This is a genomic window from Streptomyces collinus (assembly GCF_031348265.1).
Lineage (GTDB): Bacteria > Actinomycetota > Actinomycetes > Streptomycetales > Streptomycetaceae > Streptomyces > Streptomyces collinus.
Genome location: NZ_CP133771.1, coordinates 6317588 through 6335720 on the forward strand (window position 1 = coordinate 6317588; position 18133 = coordinate 6335720).

The window sequence follows — 18133 nt, forward strand, 5'->3', positions numbered from 1 at the left end:
CCGAGGACCGCGAGCGCCGTGTTCGATACTCTTTCCGATCGCCTCTCAGCGACCTTCAAGAACCTGCGCGGCAAGGGACGGCTCTCCGAGGCGGACATCGACGCCACGGCGCGCGAGATCCGGATCGCGCTCCTTGAAGCGGACGTGGCCCTTCCTGTCGTCCGGACGTTCATCAAGAACGTCAAGGAGCGTGCTCTCGGTGCCGAGGTCAGCAAGGCGCTGAATCCCGCCCAGCAGGTCCTCAAGATCGTCAACGAGGAACTGGTCACCATCCTCGGCGGCGAGACCCGGCGGCTGCGCTTCGCCAAGCAGCCCCCCACCGTGATCATGCTGGCGGGTCTGCAGGGTGCCGGTAAGACCACCCTCGCGGGCAAGCTCGGCAGCTGGCTGAAGGAGCAGGGCCACTCGCCGCTCCTGGTCGCCTGTGACCTCCAGCGCCCCAACGCCGTGAACCAGCTCAGCGTCGTCGCCGAGCGCGCCGGTGTCGCGGTCTACGCCCCCGAGCCGGGCAACGGCGTCGGTGACCCGGTCAAGGTCGCCAAGGACTCCATCGAGCACGCCAAGTCGAAGGTCCACGACATCGTGATCGTGGACACCGCCGGCCGCCTCGGCATCGACCAGGAGATGATGCAGCAGGCCGCGGACATCCGCGACGCCGTCTCCCCGGACGAGATCCTGTTCGTCGTCGACGCGATGATCGGCCAGGACGCCGTCAACACCGCCGAGGCCTTCCGCGACGGCGTGGGCTTCGACGGCGTGGTGCTCTCCAAGCTCGACGGTGACGCCCGCGGTGGTGCGGCCCTGTCGATCCGGCAGATCACCGGCAAGCCGATCATGTTCGCCTCGAACGGCGAGAAGCTCGACGACTTCGACGCGTTCCACCCTGACCGGATGGCCTCCCGCATCCTCGACATGGGTGACCTGCTCACCCTGATCGAGCAGGCGGAGAAGACGTTCAGCCAGGAAGAGGCCGAGAAGATGGCCTCCAAGCTGGCGTCCAAGAAGGGCCAGGACTTCACCCTGGACGACTTCCTGGCCCAGATGGAGCAGGTCCGCAAGATGGGCTCCATCTCCAAGCTGCTCGGCATGCTGCCGGGCATGGGCCAGATGAAGGACCAGATCAACAACCTCGACGAGCGGGACGTCGACCGCACGGCCGCCATCATCAAGTCGATGACCCCGGCCGAGCGCCAGGAGCCGACGATCATCAACGGCTCGCGCCGCGCCCGTATCGCCCGGGGTTCCGGCGTCGAGGTCAGCGCGGTCAAGAACCTGGTCGAGCGGTTCTTCGAGGCCCGCAAGATGATGTCCCGCATGGCCCAGGGCGGCGGCATGCCCGGGATGCCGGGGATGCCCGGCATGGGCGGCGGCCCCGGCCGCACCAAGAAGCAGCCGAAGAAGGCCAAGGGCAAGCAGCGCTCCGGCAACCCGATGAAGCGCAAGCAGCAGGAGCAGGAGGAGGCCGCCCGCCGGGCCGCCGCGGCCGAGGGCGGCGGCGCCTTCGGCCTGCCGCAGCAGGGCGGCAAGGACTTCGAACTGCCCGACGAGTTCAAGAAGTTCATGGGCTGACGTCCCGTCCCCACCGCACTGAGGGCGCCCCCCTGTATGGAGGGGGCGCCCTCAGTGGTGTGCCGGCGGCTCGCCGGTCAGCCGTTCGGGAACTTCCAGATGTACGGCTCGCCGTCCTCCTCGGACCAGTGGACCTCGACGCTCTTGGCGTTCGCCGGGACCACGTAGGTCTCGCAGAAGACATGGCTCTCGCCCTGCTTCCAGCTCTCGACGTCGTACGGGTCCTCGCAGCCCGCCGCGTCCTCGGACGCGCCGATGAGGACGGTGCCGCGCTGCCCGTCGGCGAAGACCGTGGTGCCGTCGTGCACGTCGGAGCCCTCGGTGAGGGCGGGCCCGCTCTTGTGCGTGTACTTCACGTACGCGACGGCCAGCGCCTTGCCCTTCACCTTGTCCGGCTCGGAAACGGCCTTCGCCGCCTCGGCCTCGGTGCCCACCTCGACCTTCTGTGCCAGGACCTCGTAGGTGACCTCGCCCGGGTCTTCGGCGACCTTGCCCGTGGCGCTCTCGCCGGTCCCCATCTCGCCGCCGGAGGTGGGCTCCGGCGACGGCGAGGTCTTGGCCTGGGCGGTGCCCTTGCTCTTCGCGTCGGCGGTGTCGCCGCCCCCGCAGGCGGTGAGCGTCAGAGCGAGGACGGCGACGGGCGCGATGAGGCGCAGCGCGGTCTGGTGGTGCGGCACAGCAGCTCCTGTATGCAGATGTGTAGGTCCCCCGAGCGGTGGATCACATTAGGTGGTCATGATCCACTTGGTGAAACCAAAAGCACCCCATGGTGCTTTCTTCACACCATTCACACCTGCATCGGAAACTCGTTCGTCAGGGTGTCCGGGCGATCAGGTACCGGAACACGTTCGGCATCCACACAGTGCCGTCCTGCCGCCGGTGCGGATGCAGGGCCTCCGTCAGCTCCTTGTCCACCTGCACCTGGTCCGTCGCCGTCATCGCCGCGTCGAACAGCCCTGTCGACTTCAGGCCGCGTACCGCGCTGTCCACATCGGCGTAGCCGAAGGGGCACGCCACCCGCCCCGACCCGTCCGGCCTGAGCCCGGCCCGCTGGGCGACGTCCTCCAGGTCGTCGCGGCAGGCGGGACGCCAGCTGCCCGAGGTGCGCAGCGGCTCCGCCAGCTTCGTGGCCACCCGCATCACGGACGCCGTGGCGCAGCGCTCCGGCGGACCCCAGCCGGCCAGCACCACGGCCGCACCGCGCTGGGTGAGCGGCGTCGCCTCCGCGAGCAGCCCGCCCAGCCCCTCCGAGTCGCCCGCCAGGCACCCGATCGGCTCGAAGGCGGTCACCAGGGTGTACCCGGGAGCACCCGGCACCGCGGTGTCCCGGGGCGTGCCGTCGACCAGCCGGGCGTCCGGACCCGTCCGTGTGCCCGGCGTCCCGGGCAGCAGCCGCTCCCGCGCCAGGGTCATTCTTTCGGGGGAAGCGTCGACACCGGTGACCGTCGCTCCCCGGGCGGCGGCCATCAGCAGGGAGAGTCCGGAACCGCAGCCGAGGCCGAGCAGCCGCGTGGCGGGACCCACTTCCAGTCGCTCGTAGACGGCCTCGTAGAGCGGTACGAGCATCCGCTCCTGGATCTCGGACCAGTCACGCGCGCGTGCACGCAGGTCCACGCGGGGTTTGGCCCCCGCGTGAGGCAGGTGCTGCCGCACGAGCGTAGGTGTCATAAGTAAGCGCCCCAATCCGCCGAGAGTTGCCTCTTGCCCGATTCCATGGCCCCCGTGACAGTGCGCTCGCACTACCCCCGTATGCCAGGAAACTCCCCCCTCGACCTGTCGTCCAGTGGAATGGGGCAGGGCTTGTGAGTTGTCATGTGCCTATGGCGAGATTTCACATTCCGGCAACCTGGGCCCGTACCATCCCGCCATGGCCAAGGCACCCGTTCTCACCCCCCGGGCGGACGATTTCCCGCGCTGGTACCAGGACTTGATCACCAAGGCGGAGCTCGCCGACAACGGTCCGGTGCGCGGCACCATGGTCATCCGACCGTACGGATACGGGCTGTGGGAGCGGATGCAGGCGGAGATGGACGCCCGCATCAAGGAGACGGGCACCCAGAACGCGTACTTCCCGCTGCTGATCCCCGAGTCGTACCTCGCCCGGGAGGCCGACCACGTCGAGGGCTTCGCGCCCGAGCTGGCCGTGGTCACCCACGGCGGCGGCAAGGAACTCGAAGAGCCCGCCGTGGTCCGGCCCACCTCCGAGATGATCGTCAACGAGTACTTCTCGAAGTGGGTGCAGAGCTACCGCGACCTGCCGCTGCTCATCAACCAGTGGGCGAACGTCGTGCGCTGGGAACTGCGGCCCCGCCTGTTCCTGCGGACCTCCGAGTTCCTCTGGCAGGAGGGCCACACCGCGCACGCCGGCTACGAGGAGGCGCGCGACTTCGCCGCGCACATCCACCGGCAGGTGTACGAGGACTTCATGCTGAACGTCCTCGCCATGGACGTCGTCCCCGGCCGCAAGACCGTCAGGGAGCGGTTCGCGGGCGCCATCAACACCCTCACGCTCGAAGGCATGATGGGCGACGGCAAGGCCCTGCAGATGGCCACGAGCCACGAGCTGGGCCAGAACTTCGCGAAGGCCTTCGACACCCGGTACCTGTCCAGGGACGGCCGGCAGGAGCTGGTCTGGCAGACGTCCTGGGGTTCCACCACCCGCATGATCGGCGCCCTGGTCATGATGCACGGCGACGACGACGGCCTGCGTGTCCCGCCGCGGCTGGCGCAGATCCAGGCCGTCGTGCTGGCGATCAAGGGCGACGCAGCGGTTCTGGCCAAAGTCCGCGAGCTCGGCGACCGGCTCAGGGCGGCCGGCGTCCGCGTCCACGTCGACGACCGCACCGACACCCCCTTCGGCCGCCGCGCCGTCGACTGGGAGCTCAAGGGCGTACCGGTCCGCATCGAGATCGGCCCGCGCGACCTGGAGAGCGGCACCGCGATGCTGGCCCGCCGCATCCCCGGTGGCAAGGAGCCGGTGGCGCTGGACGATCTGGTCGCGCTGCTGCCGAAGGTCCTCGAAGAGGACCAGGCGCTCCTGCTGGAGCAGTCCCGTGAACGCCGGGAGTCCCGTACGGCCGAGGTCTCCACCTTCGAGGAGGCCGTCGAGGTGGCCACCGCCGGCGGCTGGGCACGCATCCCCTGGGCCGTCCTGGGCGAGGAGGGCGAGGCCAGGCTCGCCGATCACGCGGTGACCGTACGGTGTCTGGTCGCCGAGGACGGGTCGGTGCCGGACGCCTACGACGCGCCCGGTAACGTCGCGGTCGTCGCACGCGCTTACTGAGCAGGGCTCCAGGCGGCCGAAACGCCTCTTGCGTACGCGCGGACCTCTGGTACCCCGGAGCGCGCGGTTTGCATACGCGCCGGTGCGTACGCGGGGCTACGCACCACCTTGTGGTGAGCTGCGAGGCTTCTCCACAGATCAGCGCACCCGCCCTCGTCAGGACGCATCAGAGGCAACTGACGGGTACGTGCAAATTATTTGGGATGGCCCGGAATCGGAACACTGAGGCACCCCGGCTCGTTGTCATTACGTGAGCACGACACAGACACCACCTGTTCTCGCCGCAGAGCTGGCACAGGCGTGGGCCGACATTCAGCGGTACCACCCCGAGCTGCCCGACCTTGCCGCGCCAGAGTCCCTGATCGGGGAGTCGTCGTCCGCGTGCGGTCACGAACTCTCCTTCGAGCGACTGCTCCATGAGGCAGTCCATGGCATCGCCGCCTCGCGCGGCGTCCGCGACACCTCCCGTGCCGGCCGCTACCACAACCGCAGATTCCTCGCGATCGCCGAGGAGCTGGGCCTGGACCACCCCGAGGAACCGCATCCCAGCAGCGGCTTCTCCCTGGTCACGCTCACCCCCGAGGCCAAACGCCGCTACCGCCCGACCATGGAGCGGCTCCAGCGCGCCCTGAAGGCCCACACCGCCGCGACCTCCTCCGACACCTCCCGCACCTTCCGGGGTCCGGCCGCCCGGCACGGCTCCTCCGGCGGCGGCGTCCGCGTCAAGGCGGTCTGCGACTGCGGCCGCAACGTCCGGGTCGTGCCGTCGGTCCTCGCCCAGGCCCCGATCGTCTGCGGCGGCTGCGGCAAGCCGTTCCGGATCCCGGACGTCGTGGGAGCGGTAGCGAGCTGACGCCTGCACCGGCATCTCGTGGCTGCCGGTCGTCGGCGAGGGCTCGGGCCGTGTCGCGCACCCGTCGTGCCCCACCTCCGCGCCGGGTGCGCCCTCGGTGTGCCCGCACACCGGTGCAGGCCCCCGGGCCCGGAGCGACCTCCAGGGTGTGGCACAATGGCTAGCTGTACTCGACAGCCGCACAGGAACCCTCTCGCCTCCGGCTGACGCGTCCATCGGGCACTCGGGTACCGCAACCCCACGCGGCATTTCCGCCGTGCCCAACCACGTCAAAACCAGGAGAACCCACTCCCGTGGCAGTCAAGATCAAGCTGAAGCGTCTGGGCAAGATCCGTTCGCCTCACTACCGCATCGTCGTCGCCGACTCCCGTACCCGCCGTGACGGCCGGGCCATCGAGGAGATCGGCAAGTACCACCCGACGTACAACCCGTCGGTGATCGAGGTCGACGCCGAGCGCGTGGCGTACTGGCTCGGTGTCGGCGCCCAGCCGACCGAGCCCGTGATGGCCATCCTCAAGAAGACCGGCGACTGGCAGAAGTTCAAGGGCGAGCCCGCCCCGGCTCCGCTGCTGACGCAGCCGGAGAAGGCCGCGCGCCCGTCCTTCGAGGCCATCGGTGGCGAGGACGAGGGCAAGGGTGAGGCCATCACCCAGAAGAAGAAGGCTGAGAAGAAGGACGACGCCGCCGCTGAGTCCGCTTCGACCGAGGCCTGAGCATGCTCGAGGAGGCTCTCGAGCACCTCGTGAAGGGCATCGTCGACAACCCTGACGATGTGCAGGTCGCCTCGCGCAACCTGCGCCGCGGCCGCGTGCTCGAGGTCCGGGTCCACCCGGACGACCTCGGCAAGGTGATCGGCCGCAACGGCCGCACCGCACGCGCCCTGCGTACCGTCGTGGGCGCCATCGGCGGTCGCGGCGTCCGCGTCGACCTCGTCGACGTGGACCACGTCCGCTGACGCTTTCGCAGCAGCACCGGCTCGGGCCGGGGAGGGCCACTGGGCCGTCCCCGGCCCGTAGTCGTATGACAGGAGAATGGACACGTGCAGCTGGTAGTCGCACGGATCGGCCGTGCCCATGGCATCAAGGGTGAGGTCACCGTCGAGGTGCGGACCGACGAGCCGGAGCTGAGGCTCGGCCCCGGTGCCGTACTCACCACCGATCCCGCATCCGCGGGACCGCTCACCATCGAGACGGGCCGCGTCCACAGCGGCCGTCTCCTGCTGCGCTTCGAGGGCGTCAGCGACCGCACCGGCGCCGAGGCCCTGCGCAACACCCTCCTGATCGCCGAGATCGACCCGGAGGAACTGCCCGAGGGCGAGGACGAGTACTACGACCACCAGCTCATGGACCTCGACGTGGTCACCGCGGACGGCACCGAGGTCGGCCGGATCACGGAGATCTCGCACCTGCCCACCCAGGACCTGTTCATCGTGGAGCGCCCCGACGGCAGCGAGGTCATGATCCCCTTCGTCGAGGAGATCGTCAGGGAGATCGACCTGGAGGAGCAGAAGGCCGTCATCACCCCGCCGCCGGGGCTGATCGACGACCGCGCCGAGATCGCCTCCAGCCGGGACGAGTCGTAATGCGCCTAGACGTCGTCACGATCTTCCCCGAGTACCTGGAACCGCTGAACGTCTCCCTCGTCGGCAAGGCACGCGCACGTGGACAGCTCGACGTGCACGTCCACGACCTGCGTTCCTGGACCTACGACCGCCACAACACCGTCGACGACACCCCGTACGGCGGCGGGCCCGGCATGGTCATGAAGACCGGGCCGTGGGGGGACGCGCTGGACTCCGTCCTGGCCGACGGCTACGAGACCGGCTCCCGGGCGCCCGCCCTCATCGTGCCCACGCCCAGCGGCCGTCCCTTCACCCAGGAACTGGCCGTCCAGCTCTCCGAGCGCCCCTGGCTGATCTTCACCCCCGCCCGCTACGAGGGCATCGACCGCCGCGTCGTCGACGAGTACGCGACCCGGATGCCGGTCTATGAGGTGTCCATCGGCGACTACGTCCTGGCCGGCGGCGAGGCGGCCGTCCTCGTCGTCACGGAGGCCGTGGCGCGGCTGCTGCCCGGGGTCCTGGGCAACGCCGAGTCCCACCGGGACGACTCCTTCGCGCCCGGCGCCATGGCGAGCCTGCTGGAGGGGCCCGTCTACACCAAGCCGCCCGAGTGGCGCGGCCGGGACATCCCCGACGTGCTGCTCAGCGGCCACCACGGCAAGATCGCCCGCTGGCGCCGCGACGAGGCACTGAAGCGCACGACCGCCCACCGGCCCGACCTCATCGAGCGGTGCGACCCCAAGGCCTTCGACAAGAAGGACCGCGAGATGCTCTCCATCCTCGGCTGGGCACCCGATCCGGCGGGGGAGCCGTACGGCCGATTTTGGCGCAGGACCGACGGCGTGGAAGAATAGCCAGCTGTTGTGCGTCCGTCCGGCGTGCGCCCCTGCCACAGGGGGAGACGACGTCCGCCCCGACCCGCACACCCCTGATCCGAAACACCTAGTTTCCGTTGATGACCTGTGGCATCAGCGAGGAAAGCAGACTCATGTCTCACCTGCTCGACACCGTCGACTCCGCGTCGCTGCGCAGCGACGTCCCCGGCTTCCGTCCGGGCGACACCGTCAACGTCCACGTCCGCGTCATCGAGGGCAACCGCTCCCGTGTGCAGCAGTTCAAGGGCGTTGTGATCCGCCGCCAGGGCTCCGGCGTGCGCGAGACCTTCACGGTCCGCAAGGTCTCCTTCTCCGTCGGCGTCGAGCGCACCTTCCCGGTGCACACCCCGATCGTGGAGAAGATCGAGCTCGTCACCAAGGGTGACGTCCGTCGCGCCAAGCTGTACTACCTGCGCGAGCTGCGCGGCAAGGCCGCGAAGATCAAGGAGAAGCGCGAGAGCTGAGCGCTCTCCGGGGTTCACGGCGGGGCCGGATAACATCTGGCTCCGATGGACACCGAAGCACAGCCGACGGAGCGCGACCGCTCCTCCCGCCCTTCCGCATCCGAGGGAACGACCTCGGAGGCCGCAGGGTCGGAGGACCGGTCGCGTTTCGCGTTGGTGTCGCGACTCAGCTCCTGGATCCCGGGCGGTCGCATCACCCTCACCCTGCTCGTCTGCCTGCTGTTCCTCCTGCTGCTCAGTACCTTCGTGCTGCGCCCGTTCCAGATCCCCAGCGGATCCATGGAACAGGGATTGAGGATCGGGGACCGGGTTCTCGTAAATAAGTTGGCATACCGTTTCGGTGCCGTGCCGCAGCGGGGAGACATCGTCGTGTTCGACGGGACCGGGTACTTCGGGCACGCGGACTACATCAAGCGCGTTGTCGGTGTGGGGGGAGACCGCGTGGTCTGCTGCGACAGGGAGGGGAGGATCCAGGTGAACGGCCGGCCGGTCGACGAGTCGGGCTTCCTGTATCCCGGCGACAGCCCGTCCGCGGTGCCCTTCGACGTCGTCGTGCCCGGCGGCACCCTCTTCGTCCTCGGCGACCACCGCAGTGACTCCAGCGACTCCCGCGACCACCTCGGCTCGCCGGGCGGCGGCATGATCCCCGTCGGCGACGTCGTCGGACGCGCCGACTGGATCGTCTGGCCCTTCGGCCACGCCACCCGGCTCCACCGCCCCGACGCCTACGCGCGCGTGCCCGCCGCCGGAAGGGCGGGCGCCCATGGGTAACCGCGGCAAACCGCGCGGCGTCCCGGCGAGCCCCGCGGAGAACCTGCTGCCCACCGGCGCCCGGCGCGCCGCCGGCGCCTCCAGCGGCCGGACGCGCGCCGAGCGGCGCAAGCTCCAGCGCAAGGTCAAGCGGCGCCGCAGGCGCGGTGCCGTCAAGGAGATACCGCTCCTCGTGGGCGTCGCCGTCCTGATAGCGCTCGTGCTGAAGACGTTCCTCGTGCAGGCGTTCGTCATCCCGTCCGGCTCCATGGAGCAGACGATCCAGATCGGTGACCGCGTCCTGGTCGACAAGCTCACCCCGTGGTTCGGCTCGAAGCCGCAGCGCGGGGACGTCGTCGTCTTCAAGGACCCGGGAGGCTGGCTCCAGGACGAGCAGCCCACCACGCAGAAGTCGGACCCCGTCGTCATCAAACAGGTCAAGGAAGGGCTCACCTTCATCGGCCTGCTGCCGTCCGAGAACGAGAAGGACCTCATCAAGCGGGTCGTCGGCGTCGGCGGCGACCGCGTCAAGTGCTGCGACACGCAGGGGCGCGTGACCGTCAACGGCGTCCCGCTGATCGAGGACTACCTGTATCCCGGCATCGCCCCGTCCGACACGCAGTTCGACATCACCGTCCCCCAGGGACGGCTGTGGGTGATGGGCGACCACCGCAACAACTCCGCGGACTCCCGCGCCCACCAGGACACCGACTACGGGGGCACCGTCTCCGAGGACGAGGTGGTGGGCCGCGCCATGGTCATCGCCTGGCCCTTCGGGCACTGGAACATGCTGGAGGAACCGAATACGTACGCCTCCGTGTCCGACTCGGCCACCGGGTCGACCGCTGCTCCCGAACTGTCGCATAGGGTTGCCTCCTACGATTCGAACGGAACGATCCAGCTCCCGACCCCTGCGGAACTCCCGCTCGTTATGGGAGTGGTGGGCCTGCGCCGCGTATGGGGCAGGCGGCGGCAGACAGTGAGGAGTTGGCGTGGGGGATGTGGCGGTTGGCGCACGGTCCGGACACGACGGCGAGGAGCACCGCGGACGCCCCGCGGAATCCGCCGTCCCGGCCGCGGACAGCGCCGTGACCTCCGGGAGTGACTCCGGGGCAGCCGAGGACGGCAGGGTGACGGGCGAACACACGACAGCCGAGGACCAGGGACCGGGCGGACCGGCCCGGACACCGAAGAAGCCGCGCTCCTTCTGGAAGGAGCTGCCCATCCTGATCGGTATCGCGCTGGTTCTGGCGCTGCTGATCAAGACCTTTCTGGTGCAGGCGTTCTCCATCCCGTCCGACTCGATGCAGAACACCCTTCAGCAGGGCGACCGCGTCCTGGTCGACAAGCTCACCCCGTGGTTCGGCTCCGAGCCCGAGCGCGGCGAGGTCGTCGTCTTCCACGACCCGGACAAGTGGCTTGCGGGCGAGCCGACCACGGACCCGAACGCGCTGCAGACCTTCCTCAGCTGGATCGGCCTCATGCCGTCCGCGGAGGAGAAGGACCTCATCAAGCGCGTCATCGGGGTCGGCGGCGACACCATCGAGTGCAAGGGCACCGGCCCGCTCACGGTCAACGGCAAGGCGCTGGACGAGCGGTCGTACGTCTACGCGGGCAACACGCCGTGCAGCGTCGACGACCAGGGCGGCCAGTTCAAGGTGAAGGTCCCCAAGGGCTTCATCTGGGTCATGGGCGACCACCGGCAGAACTCGCGGGACTCCCGCTACCAGCAGGCCGACAAGCACCACGGCATGGTTCCGGTGAAGGATGTCGTCGGACGCGCCGTCGTCGTCGCCTGGCCGATCAACCGCTGGGACACCCTGCCGGTGCCGGACACCTTCGACCAGTCCGGCCTGAACGCCCAGCCGAACGCGGCGGGCCTGCCGGTCGCACCGCAGGGGATCGCGCTGCTCGGCGTGGTGCCGGTGGTGCTCTGGCGTCGCCGCAAGCAGTGATCCCGACCATGGGCTGACCCCGGCCGGTACCCCCGGGTAGGGTGCGGACCCATGGGTGGCGAGAGCATGACGCACACGGCCCCGCGCAGCGGCGGCTCAGGGACGGGCCCGGTGGGCAGCCGGACCGGACAGCGACTGTCCGGCCTGGCCGTCGCACTGGGCCTTGTGCTGTTCCTGGGCGGGTTCGCCTGGGGAGCGGTGGTCTACCGGCCGTACACCGTCCCCACCAGCTCGATGACACCGACGATCGACGCCGGTGACCGGATCCTGGCGCAGCGCGTCGACGGTGGCGAGGTGCGCCGCGGTGACGTCGTGGTCTTCAAGGACGCGACCTGGGCCAACGCGCCCATGGTCAAGCGCGTGGTCGCCGTCGGCGGCGACACGGTCTCCTGCTGCCAGGACGGCAGGCTGAAGGTCAACGGCAAGGAGATCGACGAAACGTACCTGCCCAAGGGCACACCGGCCGAGATGAGCAACTTCCCGACCGTGACCGTCCCCAAGGGCCGGCTGTTCCTGCTCGGCGACGAGCGCGGCAATTCCGTGGACTCCACGGCCCACCTGACCGACGCCGCCAGCGGCACGGTGGCGCGCGCCGCCGTGGACGCCCGTGTCGACGCCGTCGTCTGGCCCATGAAGGGCATGCTGGAGCGCCCCACCGGCTTCGAGGCGCTCAGCACCCTCTCCTCGCCCGGCCCGCTGCGGACGATCACCTTCCTCGTGATCGCCGGAGCCGTGCTCGTCCTGGGCGGAGGCGCCTACGGGCCCATCGCCAAGCGCACCGGCGCCGCCCGGGCCCGGCGGGAGAGCGCGGAGCCCGCAGGTGTCCGCTGAGGCCGTCGGAGCGGGCCGGGACACCTACGGGGGCGGGTTGCGCAAGGTCGCCCGGGTCGTGCTGCTCGACCCGCAGGACCGCATCCTGCTGCTGCACGGGCACGAGCCGGACGATCCGGCCGACGACTGGTGGTTCACCCCCGGCGGCGGCGTGGAGGGCGACGAGACCCGTGAACAGGCAGCCCTGCGGGAACTCGCCGAGGAAACGGGCATCACCGAGGTCGAGCTCGGCCCGGTGATGTGGCAGCGGAAGTGCTCCTTCCCCTTCGCCGGACGCCGCTGGGACCAGGACGAGTGGTACTACCTGGCCCGCACGGACCGTACGGCGGTGGCCGCCACCGGACTGACCGAGCTGGAACGGCGCAGTGTCGCCGGAGCGCGTTGGTGGACGTGTCCGGAACTGAGCCGGGCACATGAGACGGTGTATCCGACCAGACTCGCCGGGCTGCTGCGCACGCTGCTCGACGAAGGTCCCCCGGCCAGGCCAGTGATCCTTGACCCGGAAATCGTCTAGGGGCTCACAGGACTGGCGCACAATGGGGGGATCGCACGGCTGAAGGGGAACATGCCATGAGCGCCGAGGACCTCGAGAAGTACGAGACCGAGATGGAGCTGAAGCTCTACCGGGAGTACCGCGATGTCGTCGGTCTGTTCAAATACGTGATCGAGACCGAGCGGCGCTTCTACCTGACCAACGACTACGAGATGCAGGTGCACTCGGTCCAGGGTGAGGTGTTCTTCGAGGTCTCCATGGCGGATGCCTGGGTCTGGGACATGTACCGGCCGGCGCGGTTCGTGAAGCAGGTGCGGGTCCTCACGTTCAAGGACGTGAACATTGAAGAGCTGAACAAGAGTGACCTGGAGCTGCCGGGCGGCTGAGGTGCCTCTAGTGGGTGACGGAGTTTTCCACAATCGCTGAGTCACCCACCAAGATCCACTTCTGGGGCGCGGCTGCGTGATCGTTGGCGCCGGAGGTGGTGCCGACATGACCGCACAGCTGGCACGCAGTGCCATGGGCAAGTACGGGGAGAGTCTGGCCGCGCGGCGGCTGACCGAGGCCGGTCTGACGATCCTGGAGCGCAACTGGCGCTCCGGCCGCACCGGCGAGATCGACATCGTGGCCAGGGACGGGGACGTCCTGGTCGTCTGCGAGGTGAAGACCCGCCGCGAGGGTCCCTTCGAGCATCCGATGGCGGCCGTCACCCCGCAGAAGGCGGGGCGGCTGCGGGACCTGGCCGAGCGGTGGATCCAGACACACGGAGGTGCACCGCCCGGCGGAGTCCGCATCGACGTGGTCGGGGTCCTGCTGCCGGCCCGCGGCGCCGCCGTGGTCGAGCATGTGCGGGGGGTGGCCTGAATGGCATTCGCCCGTACGTGTTCGGTGGCGCTGGTGGGCGTCGAGGGCGTGGTCGTCGAGGTCCAGGCCGATCTGGAACCCGGCGTCGCGGCGTTCACGCTGGTGGGGCTGCCCGACAAGAGCCTCACGGAGAGCCGGGACCGGGTGCGCGCCGCGGTCGTCAACTCGGGCGCTGCCTGGCCGCAGAAGAAGCTCACCGTCGGCCTGAGCCCCGCCTCTGTGCCGAAGTCAGGCAGCGGCTTCGATCTGGCCGTCGCGGCGGCCGTCCTCGGTGCGGCAGAACGCATCGACCCGCGCGTCCTCGCCGACATCGTGATGATCGGGGAACTCGGGCTGGACGGTCGGGTGCGGCCGGTCCGGGGGGTGCTGCCGGCGGTCCTGGCCGCGGCCGGTGCGGGGTACGAGCAGGTGGTGGTGCCGGAGTGCGCCGCCGCCGAGGCGTCCCTCGTGCCCGGCGTCTCGGTGTTGGGCGTCCGCAGCCTGCGGCAGCTGATCGCCGTCCTGGCCGACGAACCGGTGCCCGACGAGGATCCGGACGAGCAGGGCCGCCCGGACCCCCTGCTCGCCGGGCTGCGCATGCCGGGGACCGGCGCGGCCACGGGCATGCACAGCATCGGCGCGGCCCAGCACGACCACGGCCATGACCTGGCGGACGTAGTCGGACAGACCTCGGCGCGCACGGCGGTGGAGGTGGCCGCGGCGGGCGGGCACCACCTCTTCCTCGAAGGGCCGCCCGGCGCCGGCAAGACGATGCTCGCCGAGCGGCTGCCGGCCATCCTGCCCCGGCTCGGCCGGCAGGAATCGCTGGAGGTCACCGCGGTCCACTCCGTGGCGGGCCTGTTGCCCCCGGACAAGCCGCTGATCGACGTCGCGCCCTATTGCGCCCCGCACCACTCGGCCACCATGCAGGCACTCGTCGGCGGCGGCCCGGGCATCGCGCGGCCCGGCGCGGTGTCCCTGTCCCATCGCGGGGTGCTGTTCCTGGACGAGACACCGGAATTCAGCAGCCATGCCCTGGACGCGCTGCGGCAGCCCTTGGAGGCGGGGCATGTCGTGATCGCGCGCAGTGCGGGTGTCGTGCGCTTCCCGGCGAAGTTCCTCATGGTGCTCGCGGCCAACCCCTGCCCGTGCGGCCGGTTCTCGCAGCGCGACGACCTGTGCGAATGCCCGCCCTCGGCCATCCGCCGCTACCAGGCCAGGCTCTCCGGCCCGCTGCTGGACCGGGTCGACCTGCGCGTCGAGGTGGACCGCGTCACCCGCACCCAGCTGACCGCCTCCGGCGCCAGGGGCGAGTCGACAGCGACGGTCGCCGACCGGGTCGGGGCGGCCCGCGAACGGGCCGCGGACCGCCTCGACGGCACCCCTTGGTGCACGAACAGCGAGGTGCCCGGCCGTGAGCTGCGCAGCCGCTGGTACGCCGTGCCCGGCGCGATGGACGAGGCCGAGCGGAACCTGGAACGGGGCGTCCTCACCGCCCGCGGCCTCGATCGTGTCCTGCGGGTGGCCTGGACCGTCGCCGACCTGGTCGGCCATGACCGGCCCGACGCCACGGACGTCGCGCTCGCGCTCCAGCTGCGCACCGGAGTGCCGCGAGGCGTCCCCATGGCCATCGGGGCCCTGACATGAGCGTCGACGGTGAACCGGGCGGCGAGCTGCTCGCCCGGGTCCTGCTCACCCGTGTCATCGAGCCCGGCGACGAGGCCGGCGGGCGGTGGGTGCGGGAGCTCGGCGTCGCGGAAGTGGTGCGGCGGCTCGGGGAGGGCGGGGCCCCTCTGCCGGGTGCGAGCGGGAAGCGGTGGGTCGGCATGGTGGCCAGGGCGCAGGCAGCCCGGCCACGCCGGGATCTGGAGGCCGCTCGGGACGCCGGAGTGCGATTCGTGTCTCCCGGGGATGCGGAGTGGCCGGGGCAGCTCGACGATCTCGGGGATGCCCGGCCCCTGGGGCTGTGGGTGCGCGGGCGGCCCAGTCTGCGGATGTGGGCGCTGAGATCGGTCGCCGTGGTCGGCGCCCGGGCCTGCACCGAGTACGGGGCCCATATGGCCGCGACCCTCGCCGCCGGCCTCGCCGAGCAGGGCTGGGTCGTGGTGTCCGGCGGCGCCTACGGAGTCGACGGCGCCGCCCATCGCGGAGCGCTCGGAGCCGGCGGCGCCACCGTCGCCGTCCTCGCCTGCGGCGTCGACCGGCCCTACCCCCGCGGCCACACCCGGCTGATCAGCAGGATCGCCGAACAGGGACTGGTGATCGGAGAGTTGCCGCCCGGCGATCACCCGACACCGAGCCGGTTCATCCTGCGGAACAGAGTGATCGCCGCACTCACCCGTGGCACGGTCGTCGTCGAGGCCGCCCACCGCAGTGGCTCCCTGGTCACCGCGCGGGCGGCACAGCGCCTCGGCCGGCACACGATGGGCGTGCCGGGCCCCGCCACCAGCGGACTCTCCGCCGGAGTGCACGAGCTGCTGCGCGGAGAGGCCGTGCTGGTCACCGACGTCGCGGACGTCGTCGAACTGGTCGGTGACATCGGAGAGCTGGCCCCCGACCGGCGCGGCCCCGTCCTGCCCCGGGACCTGCTGGAACCGGCCACCCGGCAGGTGCTCGCCGCCCTGCCCGGGCGCGGGGCGGCCCGGCCGGACGAGATCGCCCGCTCCGCACAGACCGCCCAGGACGACGCGATCGCGAGACTGTACGAACTCCGAGCACTCGGTTACGTCGAACGACACGGCGACGGCTGGAAGTTGACACGCCAGGCGGTGATGTCGGTCCGCGACGGTCACGGACCGGGTTGACCGTGCCTGTTCGGCCGTCCGGGGGAACCCCTACACCCCTTGGAAATGCAGCCAGTTGAGGCCTTCGGGTGATCACACCGGGCCATCGCGAGGCCCTCGCAGACGTCCCCGGGAACGTTTCCGCGTCCGCCTTGGCCTCGTCCCTTCGCGCACCGCGACGCCGCAGTCACGCTACGCTCACGAGGATCCCGACACGGACAGGCAACTCGACATCAGACAGACAGCTCACCTCAGCAGCACCACTCCGCAGCAGAACGGCACAAGGCGACGAATGCCCCAGCACACCTCCGGGTCCGACCGGGCGGCGATCCCCCCAGCCGCCCGTGACGGTGGCAGCGTGCGGCCGCCCGCTCCCTCGACGCTCGACGAGCTGTGGCGGTCGTACAAGGCGACGGGGGACGAGCGGCTGCGTGAGCAGCTGATCCTGCACTACTCGCCCCTCGTGAAGTACGTCGCGGGACGGGTCAGCGTGGGCCTGCCGTCCAACGTCGAGCAGGCGGACTTCGTCTCGTCCGGGGTGTTCGGACTGATCGACGCGATCGAGAAGTTCGACATCGACCGCGAGATCAAGTTCGAGACGTACGCGATCACCCGGATCCGCGGCGCCATGATCGACGAACTCCGGGCGCTGGACTGGATCCCCCGCTCGGTGCGGCAGAAGGCGCGCAACGTGGAGCGGGCGTACGCCACGCTGGAGGCGCGGCTGCGGCGGACCCCGAGCGAGGGCGAGGTGGCCTGCGAGATGGGCATCGCCGTCGAGGAACTCCACGCGGTGTTCAGCCAGTTGTCGCTGGCCAACGTGGTGGCCCTGGAGGAGCTGCTGCACGGGGGCGGTGAGGGCGGCGACGGGCTCAGCGTCATGGACACGCTGGAGGACACCGCCGCCGACAACCCCGTCGAGGTCGCCGAGGACCGGGAGCTGAGGAGGTTCCTGGCCAGGGCGATCAACACGCTGCCCGACCGGGAGAAGACCGTGGTCACGCTGTACTACTACGAGGGCCTCACCCTGGCCGAGATCGGGAACGTGCTGGGTGTGACCGAGAGCCGGGTCAGCCAGATCCACACCAAATCGGTGTTGCAACTGAGAGCGAAGCTGGCGAGCTTCGGCCGTTGACCAGGCCGGATGCCCTCGTGTCGGCATCAACCACTCCCGTACGGCGGGAGGCGTCCGTAGAGTGTTGACGTGCCAAGGATTCGAGCGGCCTCCGTGGCCGAGCACCGGTCGATGCAGCGAGCCGCCCTGCTGGACGCGGCTCGTTCCTTGTTGTCCGAGGGCGGTACGGAGGCGCTGACCTTCCCGGCCCTCGCCGAACGGACGGGCCTCGCACGCTCGTCCGTCTACGAGTACTTCCGGTCACGGGCGGCCGTGGTCGAGGAACTGTGCGAGGTCGACTTCCCGGTCTGGGCGGCGGACGTGTCGGCGGCGATGGAGCGGGCCGGGACGGCCGAAGCCAAGGTCGAGGCGTACGTGCGCCGGCAGCTGGAGCTGGTCGGGGACCGGCGGCACCGGGCCGTGGTCGCGATCTCCGCGAGTGAGCTCGACGCGGGGGCGCGGGAGAAGATCCGGGCGGCGCACGGCGGGCTGGTCGCGATGATCGTCGAGGCGCTGGCCGAGCTGGGGCATGCGCAGCCCCGGCTGGCGGCGATGCTGTTGCAGGGGGTCGTGGACGCGGCCGTGCGGAGGATCGAGCTGGGGGCGGCGGAGGAGCCGACCGCCATCGTCGACGCGGCGGTCTCCATGGCCCTGCGGGGTGTGCGGGGCTGAGGAGGCCGACGGGGCCGGGGGCCGGTCGGGAGCCGGCGGAGTGGGTGCCGACGTATCCACCGGCCCTGTTCCGAGGGGCCCGCTCGC

At 70.5% G+C, this 18133-nt stretch carries 21 protein-coding genes; 19 read left to right on the forward strand and 2 right to left on the reverse strand.

Annotated elements, in window-relative coordinates; all coding sequences use genetic code 11:
• The first annotated feature begins 18 nt into the window (after positions 1–18).
• The gene (gene ffh, locus RFN52_RS28915) at positions 19–1569 is read left to right on the forward strand and encodes a signal recognition particle protein (RefSeq protein ID WP_184850414.1); all 1551 of its coding nucleotides are present in this window, start codon (positions 19–21) and stop codon (positions 1567–1569) included.
• A gap of 77 nt (positions 1570–1646) precedes the next feature.
• Here the strand turns inward: ffh and RFN52_RS28920 are convergent, their stop codons facing one another.
• Positions 1647–2246, reverse strand: coding sequence for a hypothetical protein (locus RFN52_RS28920; protein ID WP_184850416.1), 600 nt, complete (start codon positions 2244–2246; stop codon positions 1647–1649).
• Between the two features lie 136 nt (positions 2247–2382).
• Positions 2383–3237, reverse strand: coding sequence for a class I SAM-dependent methyltransferase (locus RFN52_RS28925; RefSeq protein ID WP_184850418.1), 855 nt, complete (start codon positions 3235–3237; stop codon positions 2383–2385).
• Positions 3238–3436: 199 nt separating this feature from the next.
• Between RFN52_RS28925 and proS the strand changes: the two genes are divergently transcribed.
• The 18 genes from proS (at position 3437) to RFN52_RS29015 (ending at position 18046) form a co-directional block, all read left to right on the forward strand.
• Positions 3437–4852, forward strand: a complete 1416-nt coding sequence (proS, locus tag RFN52_RS28930; RefSeq protein ID WP_184850420.1) for a proline--tRNA ligase — start codon at positions 3437–3439, stop codon at positions 4850–4852.
• 250 nt (positions 4853–5102) lie between these two features.
• Positions 5103–5705 carry a hypothetical protein gene (locus RFN52_RS28935; protein ID WP_031107038.1) on the forward strand — a complete coding sequence of 201 codons (603 nt, stop codon included), beginning with the start codon at positions 5103–5105 and terminating at the stop codon, positions 5703–5705.
• A gap of 293 nt (positions 5706–5998) precedes the next feature.
• Positions 5999–6418 (forward strand): 30S ribosomal protein S16, encoded by a 420-nt coding sequence (rpsP, locus tag RFN52_RS28940; protein ID WP_184850422.1) that lies wholly within the window; start codon positions 5999–6001, stop codon positions 6416–6418.
• 2 nt (positions 6419–6420) lie between these two features.
• Positions 6421–6660: an RNA-binding protein gene (locus RFN52_RS28945; RefSeq protein WP_003973401.1), complete on the forward strand. Its 240-nt coding sequence runs from the start codon at positions 6421–6423 to the stop codon at positions 6658–6660.
• A gap of 84 nt (positions 6661–6744) precedes the next feature.
• Positions 6745–7287, forward strand: a complete 543-nt coding sequence (gene rimM / locus RFN52_RS28950) for a ribosome maturation factor RimM (RefSeq protein WP_184850424.1) — start codon at positions 6745–6747, stop codon at positions 7285–7287.
• Positions 7287–8120, forward strand: coding sequence for a tRNA (guanosine(37)-N1)-methyltransferase TrmD (trmD, locus tag RFN52_RS28955; RefSeq protein WP_062929296.1), 834 nt, complete (start codon positions 7287–7289; stop codon positions 8118–8120). Before rimM ends, trmD begins: the two co-directional genes overlap by 1 nt.
• Positions 8121–8254: 134 nt before the next feature.
• On the forward strand, positions 8255–8605 hold the full coding sequence (gene rplS, locus RFN52_RS28960; RefSeq protein ID WP_184850426.1) for a 50S ribosomal protein L19: 351 nt from the start codon (positions 8255–8257) through the stop codon (positions 8603–8605).
• Positions 8606–8650: 45 nt separating this feature from the next.
• Positions 8651–9376, forward strand: coding sequence for a signal peptidase I (gene lepB / locus RFN52_RS28965; RefSeq protein WP_184850428.1), 726 nt, complete (start codon positions 8651–8653; stop codon positions 9374–9376).
• The gene (gene lepB / locus RFN52_RS28970; protein ID WP_184850430.1) at positions 9369–10460 is read left to right on the forward strand and encodes a signal peptidase I; all 1092 of its coding nucleotides are present in this window, start codon (positions 9369–9371) and stop codon (positions 10458–10460) included. Before lepB (RFN52_RS28965) ends, lepB (RFN52_RS28970) begins: the two co-directional genes overlap by 8 nt.
• Positions 10348–11310 carry a signal peptidase I gene (gene lepB, locus RFN52_RS28975; protein ID WP_184850432.1) on the forward strand — a complete coding sequence of 321 codons (963 nt, stop codon included), beginning with the start codon at positions 10348–10350 and terminating at the stop codon, positions 11308–11310. Before lepB (RFN52_RS28970) ends, lepB (RFN52_RS28975) begins: the two co-directional genes overlap by 113 nt.
• Before the next feature lie 51 nt (positions 11311–11361).
• Positions 11362–12141: a signal peptidase I gene (lepB, locus tag RFN52_RS28980; RefSeq protein ID WP_184850434.1), complete on the forward strand. Its 780-nt coding sequence runs from the start codon at positions 11362–11364 to the stop codon at positions 12139–12141.
• Positions 12131–12655 carry an NUDIX hydrolase gene (locus tag RFN52_RS28985; protein ID WP_184850437.1) on the forward strand — a complete coding sequence of 175 codons (525 nt, stop codon included), beginning with the start codon at positions 12131–12133 and terminating at the stop codon, positions 12653–12655. The genes lepB (RFN52_RS28980) and RFN52_RS28985 overlap by 11 nt, the downstream gene beginning before the upstream one ends.
• A gap of 56 nt (positions 12656–12711) precedes the next feature.
• Positions 12712–13020, forward strand: a complete 309-nt coding sequence (locus RFN52_RS28990; protein WP_003965949.1) for a DUF2469 domain-containing protein — start codon at positions 12712–12714, stop codon at positions 13018–13020.
• 76 nt (positions 13021–13096) lie between these two features.
• Positions 13097–13498 carry a YraN family protein gene (locus RFN52_RS28995; RefSeq protein ID WP_184850439.1) on the forward strand — a complete coding sequence of 134 codons (402 nt, stop codon included), beginning with the start codon at positions 13097–13099 and terminating at the stop codon, positions 13496–13498.
• Positions 13499–15124, forward strand: a complete 1626-nt coding sequence (locus RFN52_RS29000; protein WP_184850441.1) for a YifB family Mg chelatase-like AAA ATPase — start codon at positions 13499–13501, stop codon at positions 15122–15124.
• Positions 15121–16281: a DNA-processing protein DprA gene (gene dprA / locus RFN52_RS29005; protein WP_184850443.1), complete on the forward strand. Its 1161-nt coding sequence runs from the start codon at positions 15121–15123 to the stop codon at positions 16279–16281. The genes RFN52_RS29000 and dprA overlap by 4 nt, the downstream gene beginning before the upstream one ends.
• 271 nt (positions 16282–16552) lie before the next feature.
• Complete coding sequence (gene whiG / locus RFN52_RS29010; protein WP_184850445.1) at positions 16553–17395, forward strand: RNA polymerase sigma factor WhiG; 843 nt, start codon at positions 16553–16555, stop codon at positions 17393–17395.
• A 93-nt stretch (positions 17396–17488) separates the two neighbouring features.
• Positions 17489–18046: a TetR/AcrR family transcriptional regulator gene (locus tag RFN52_RS29015; protein WP_184854069.1), complete on the forward strand. Its 558-nt coding sequence runs from the start codon at positions 17489–17491 to the stop codon at positions 18044–18046.
• The last annotated feature ends 87 nt before the right edge of the window (positions 18047–18133 follow it).

Excerpts from the sequence above, each read along its gene's own strand:
- RFN52_RS28925 (WP_184850418.1), bottom strand. The coding sequence starts at position 3,237 with ATGACACCTACGCTCGTGCGGCAGCACCTGCCTCACGCGGGGGCCAAA.
- proS (WP_184850420.1), top strand. The coding sequence starts at position 3,437 with ATGGCCAAGGCACCCGTTCTCACCCCCCGGGCGGACGATTTCCCGCGC.
- RFN52_RS28945 (WP_003973401.1), top strand. The coding sequence starts at position 6,421 with ATGCTCGAGGAGGCTCTCGAGCACCTCGTGAAGGGCATCGTCGACAAC.
- trmD (WP_062929296.1), top strand. The coding sequence starts at position 7,287 with ATGCGCCTAGACGTCGTCACGATCTTCCCCGAGTACCTGGAACCGCTG.
- rplS (WP_184850426.1), top strand. The coding sequence starts at position 8,255 with ATGTCTCACCTGCTCGACACCGTCGACTCCGCGTCGCTGCGCAGCGAC.
- lepB (WP_184850428.1), top strand. The coding sequence starts at position 8,651 with ATGGACACCGAAGCACAGCCGACGGAGCGCGACCGCTCCTCCCGCCCT.
- lepB (WP_184850430.1), top strand. The coding sequence starts at position 9,369 with ATGGGTAACCGCGGCAAACCGCGCGGCGTCCCGGCGAGCCCCGCGGAG.
- lepB (WP_184850434.1), top strand. The coding sequence starts at position 11,362 with ATGGGTGGCGAGAGCATGACGCACACGGCCCCGCGCAGCGGCGGCTCA.
- RFN52_RS28990 (WP_003965949.1), top strand. The coding sequence starts at position 12,712 with ATGAGCGCCGAGGACCTCGAGAAGTACGAGACCGAGATGGAGCTGAAG.
- RFN52_RS29000 (WP_184850441.1), top strand. The coding sequence starts at position 13,499 with ATGGCATTCGCCCGTACGTGTTCGGTGGCGCTGGTGGGCGTCGAGGGC.
- dprA (WP_184850443.1), top strand. The coding sequence starts at position 15,121 with ATGAGCGTCGACGGTGAACCGGGCGGCGAGCTGCTCGCCCGGGTCCTG.
- whiG (WP_184850445.1), top strand. The coding sequence starts at position 16,553 with ATGCCCCAGCACACCTCCGGGTCCGACCGGGCGGCGATCCCCCCAGCC.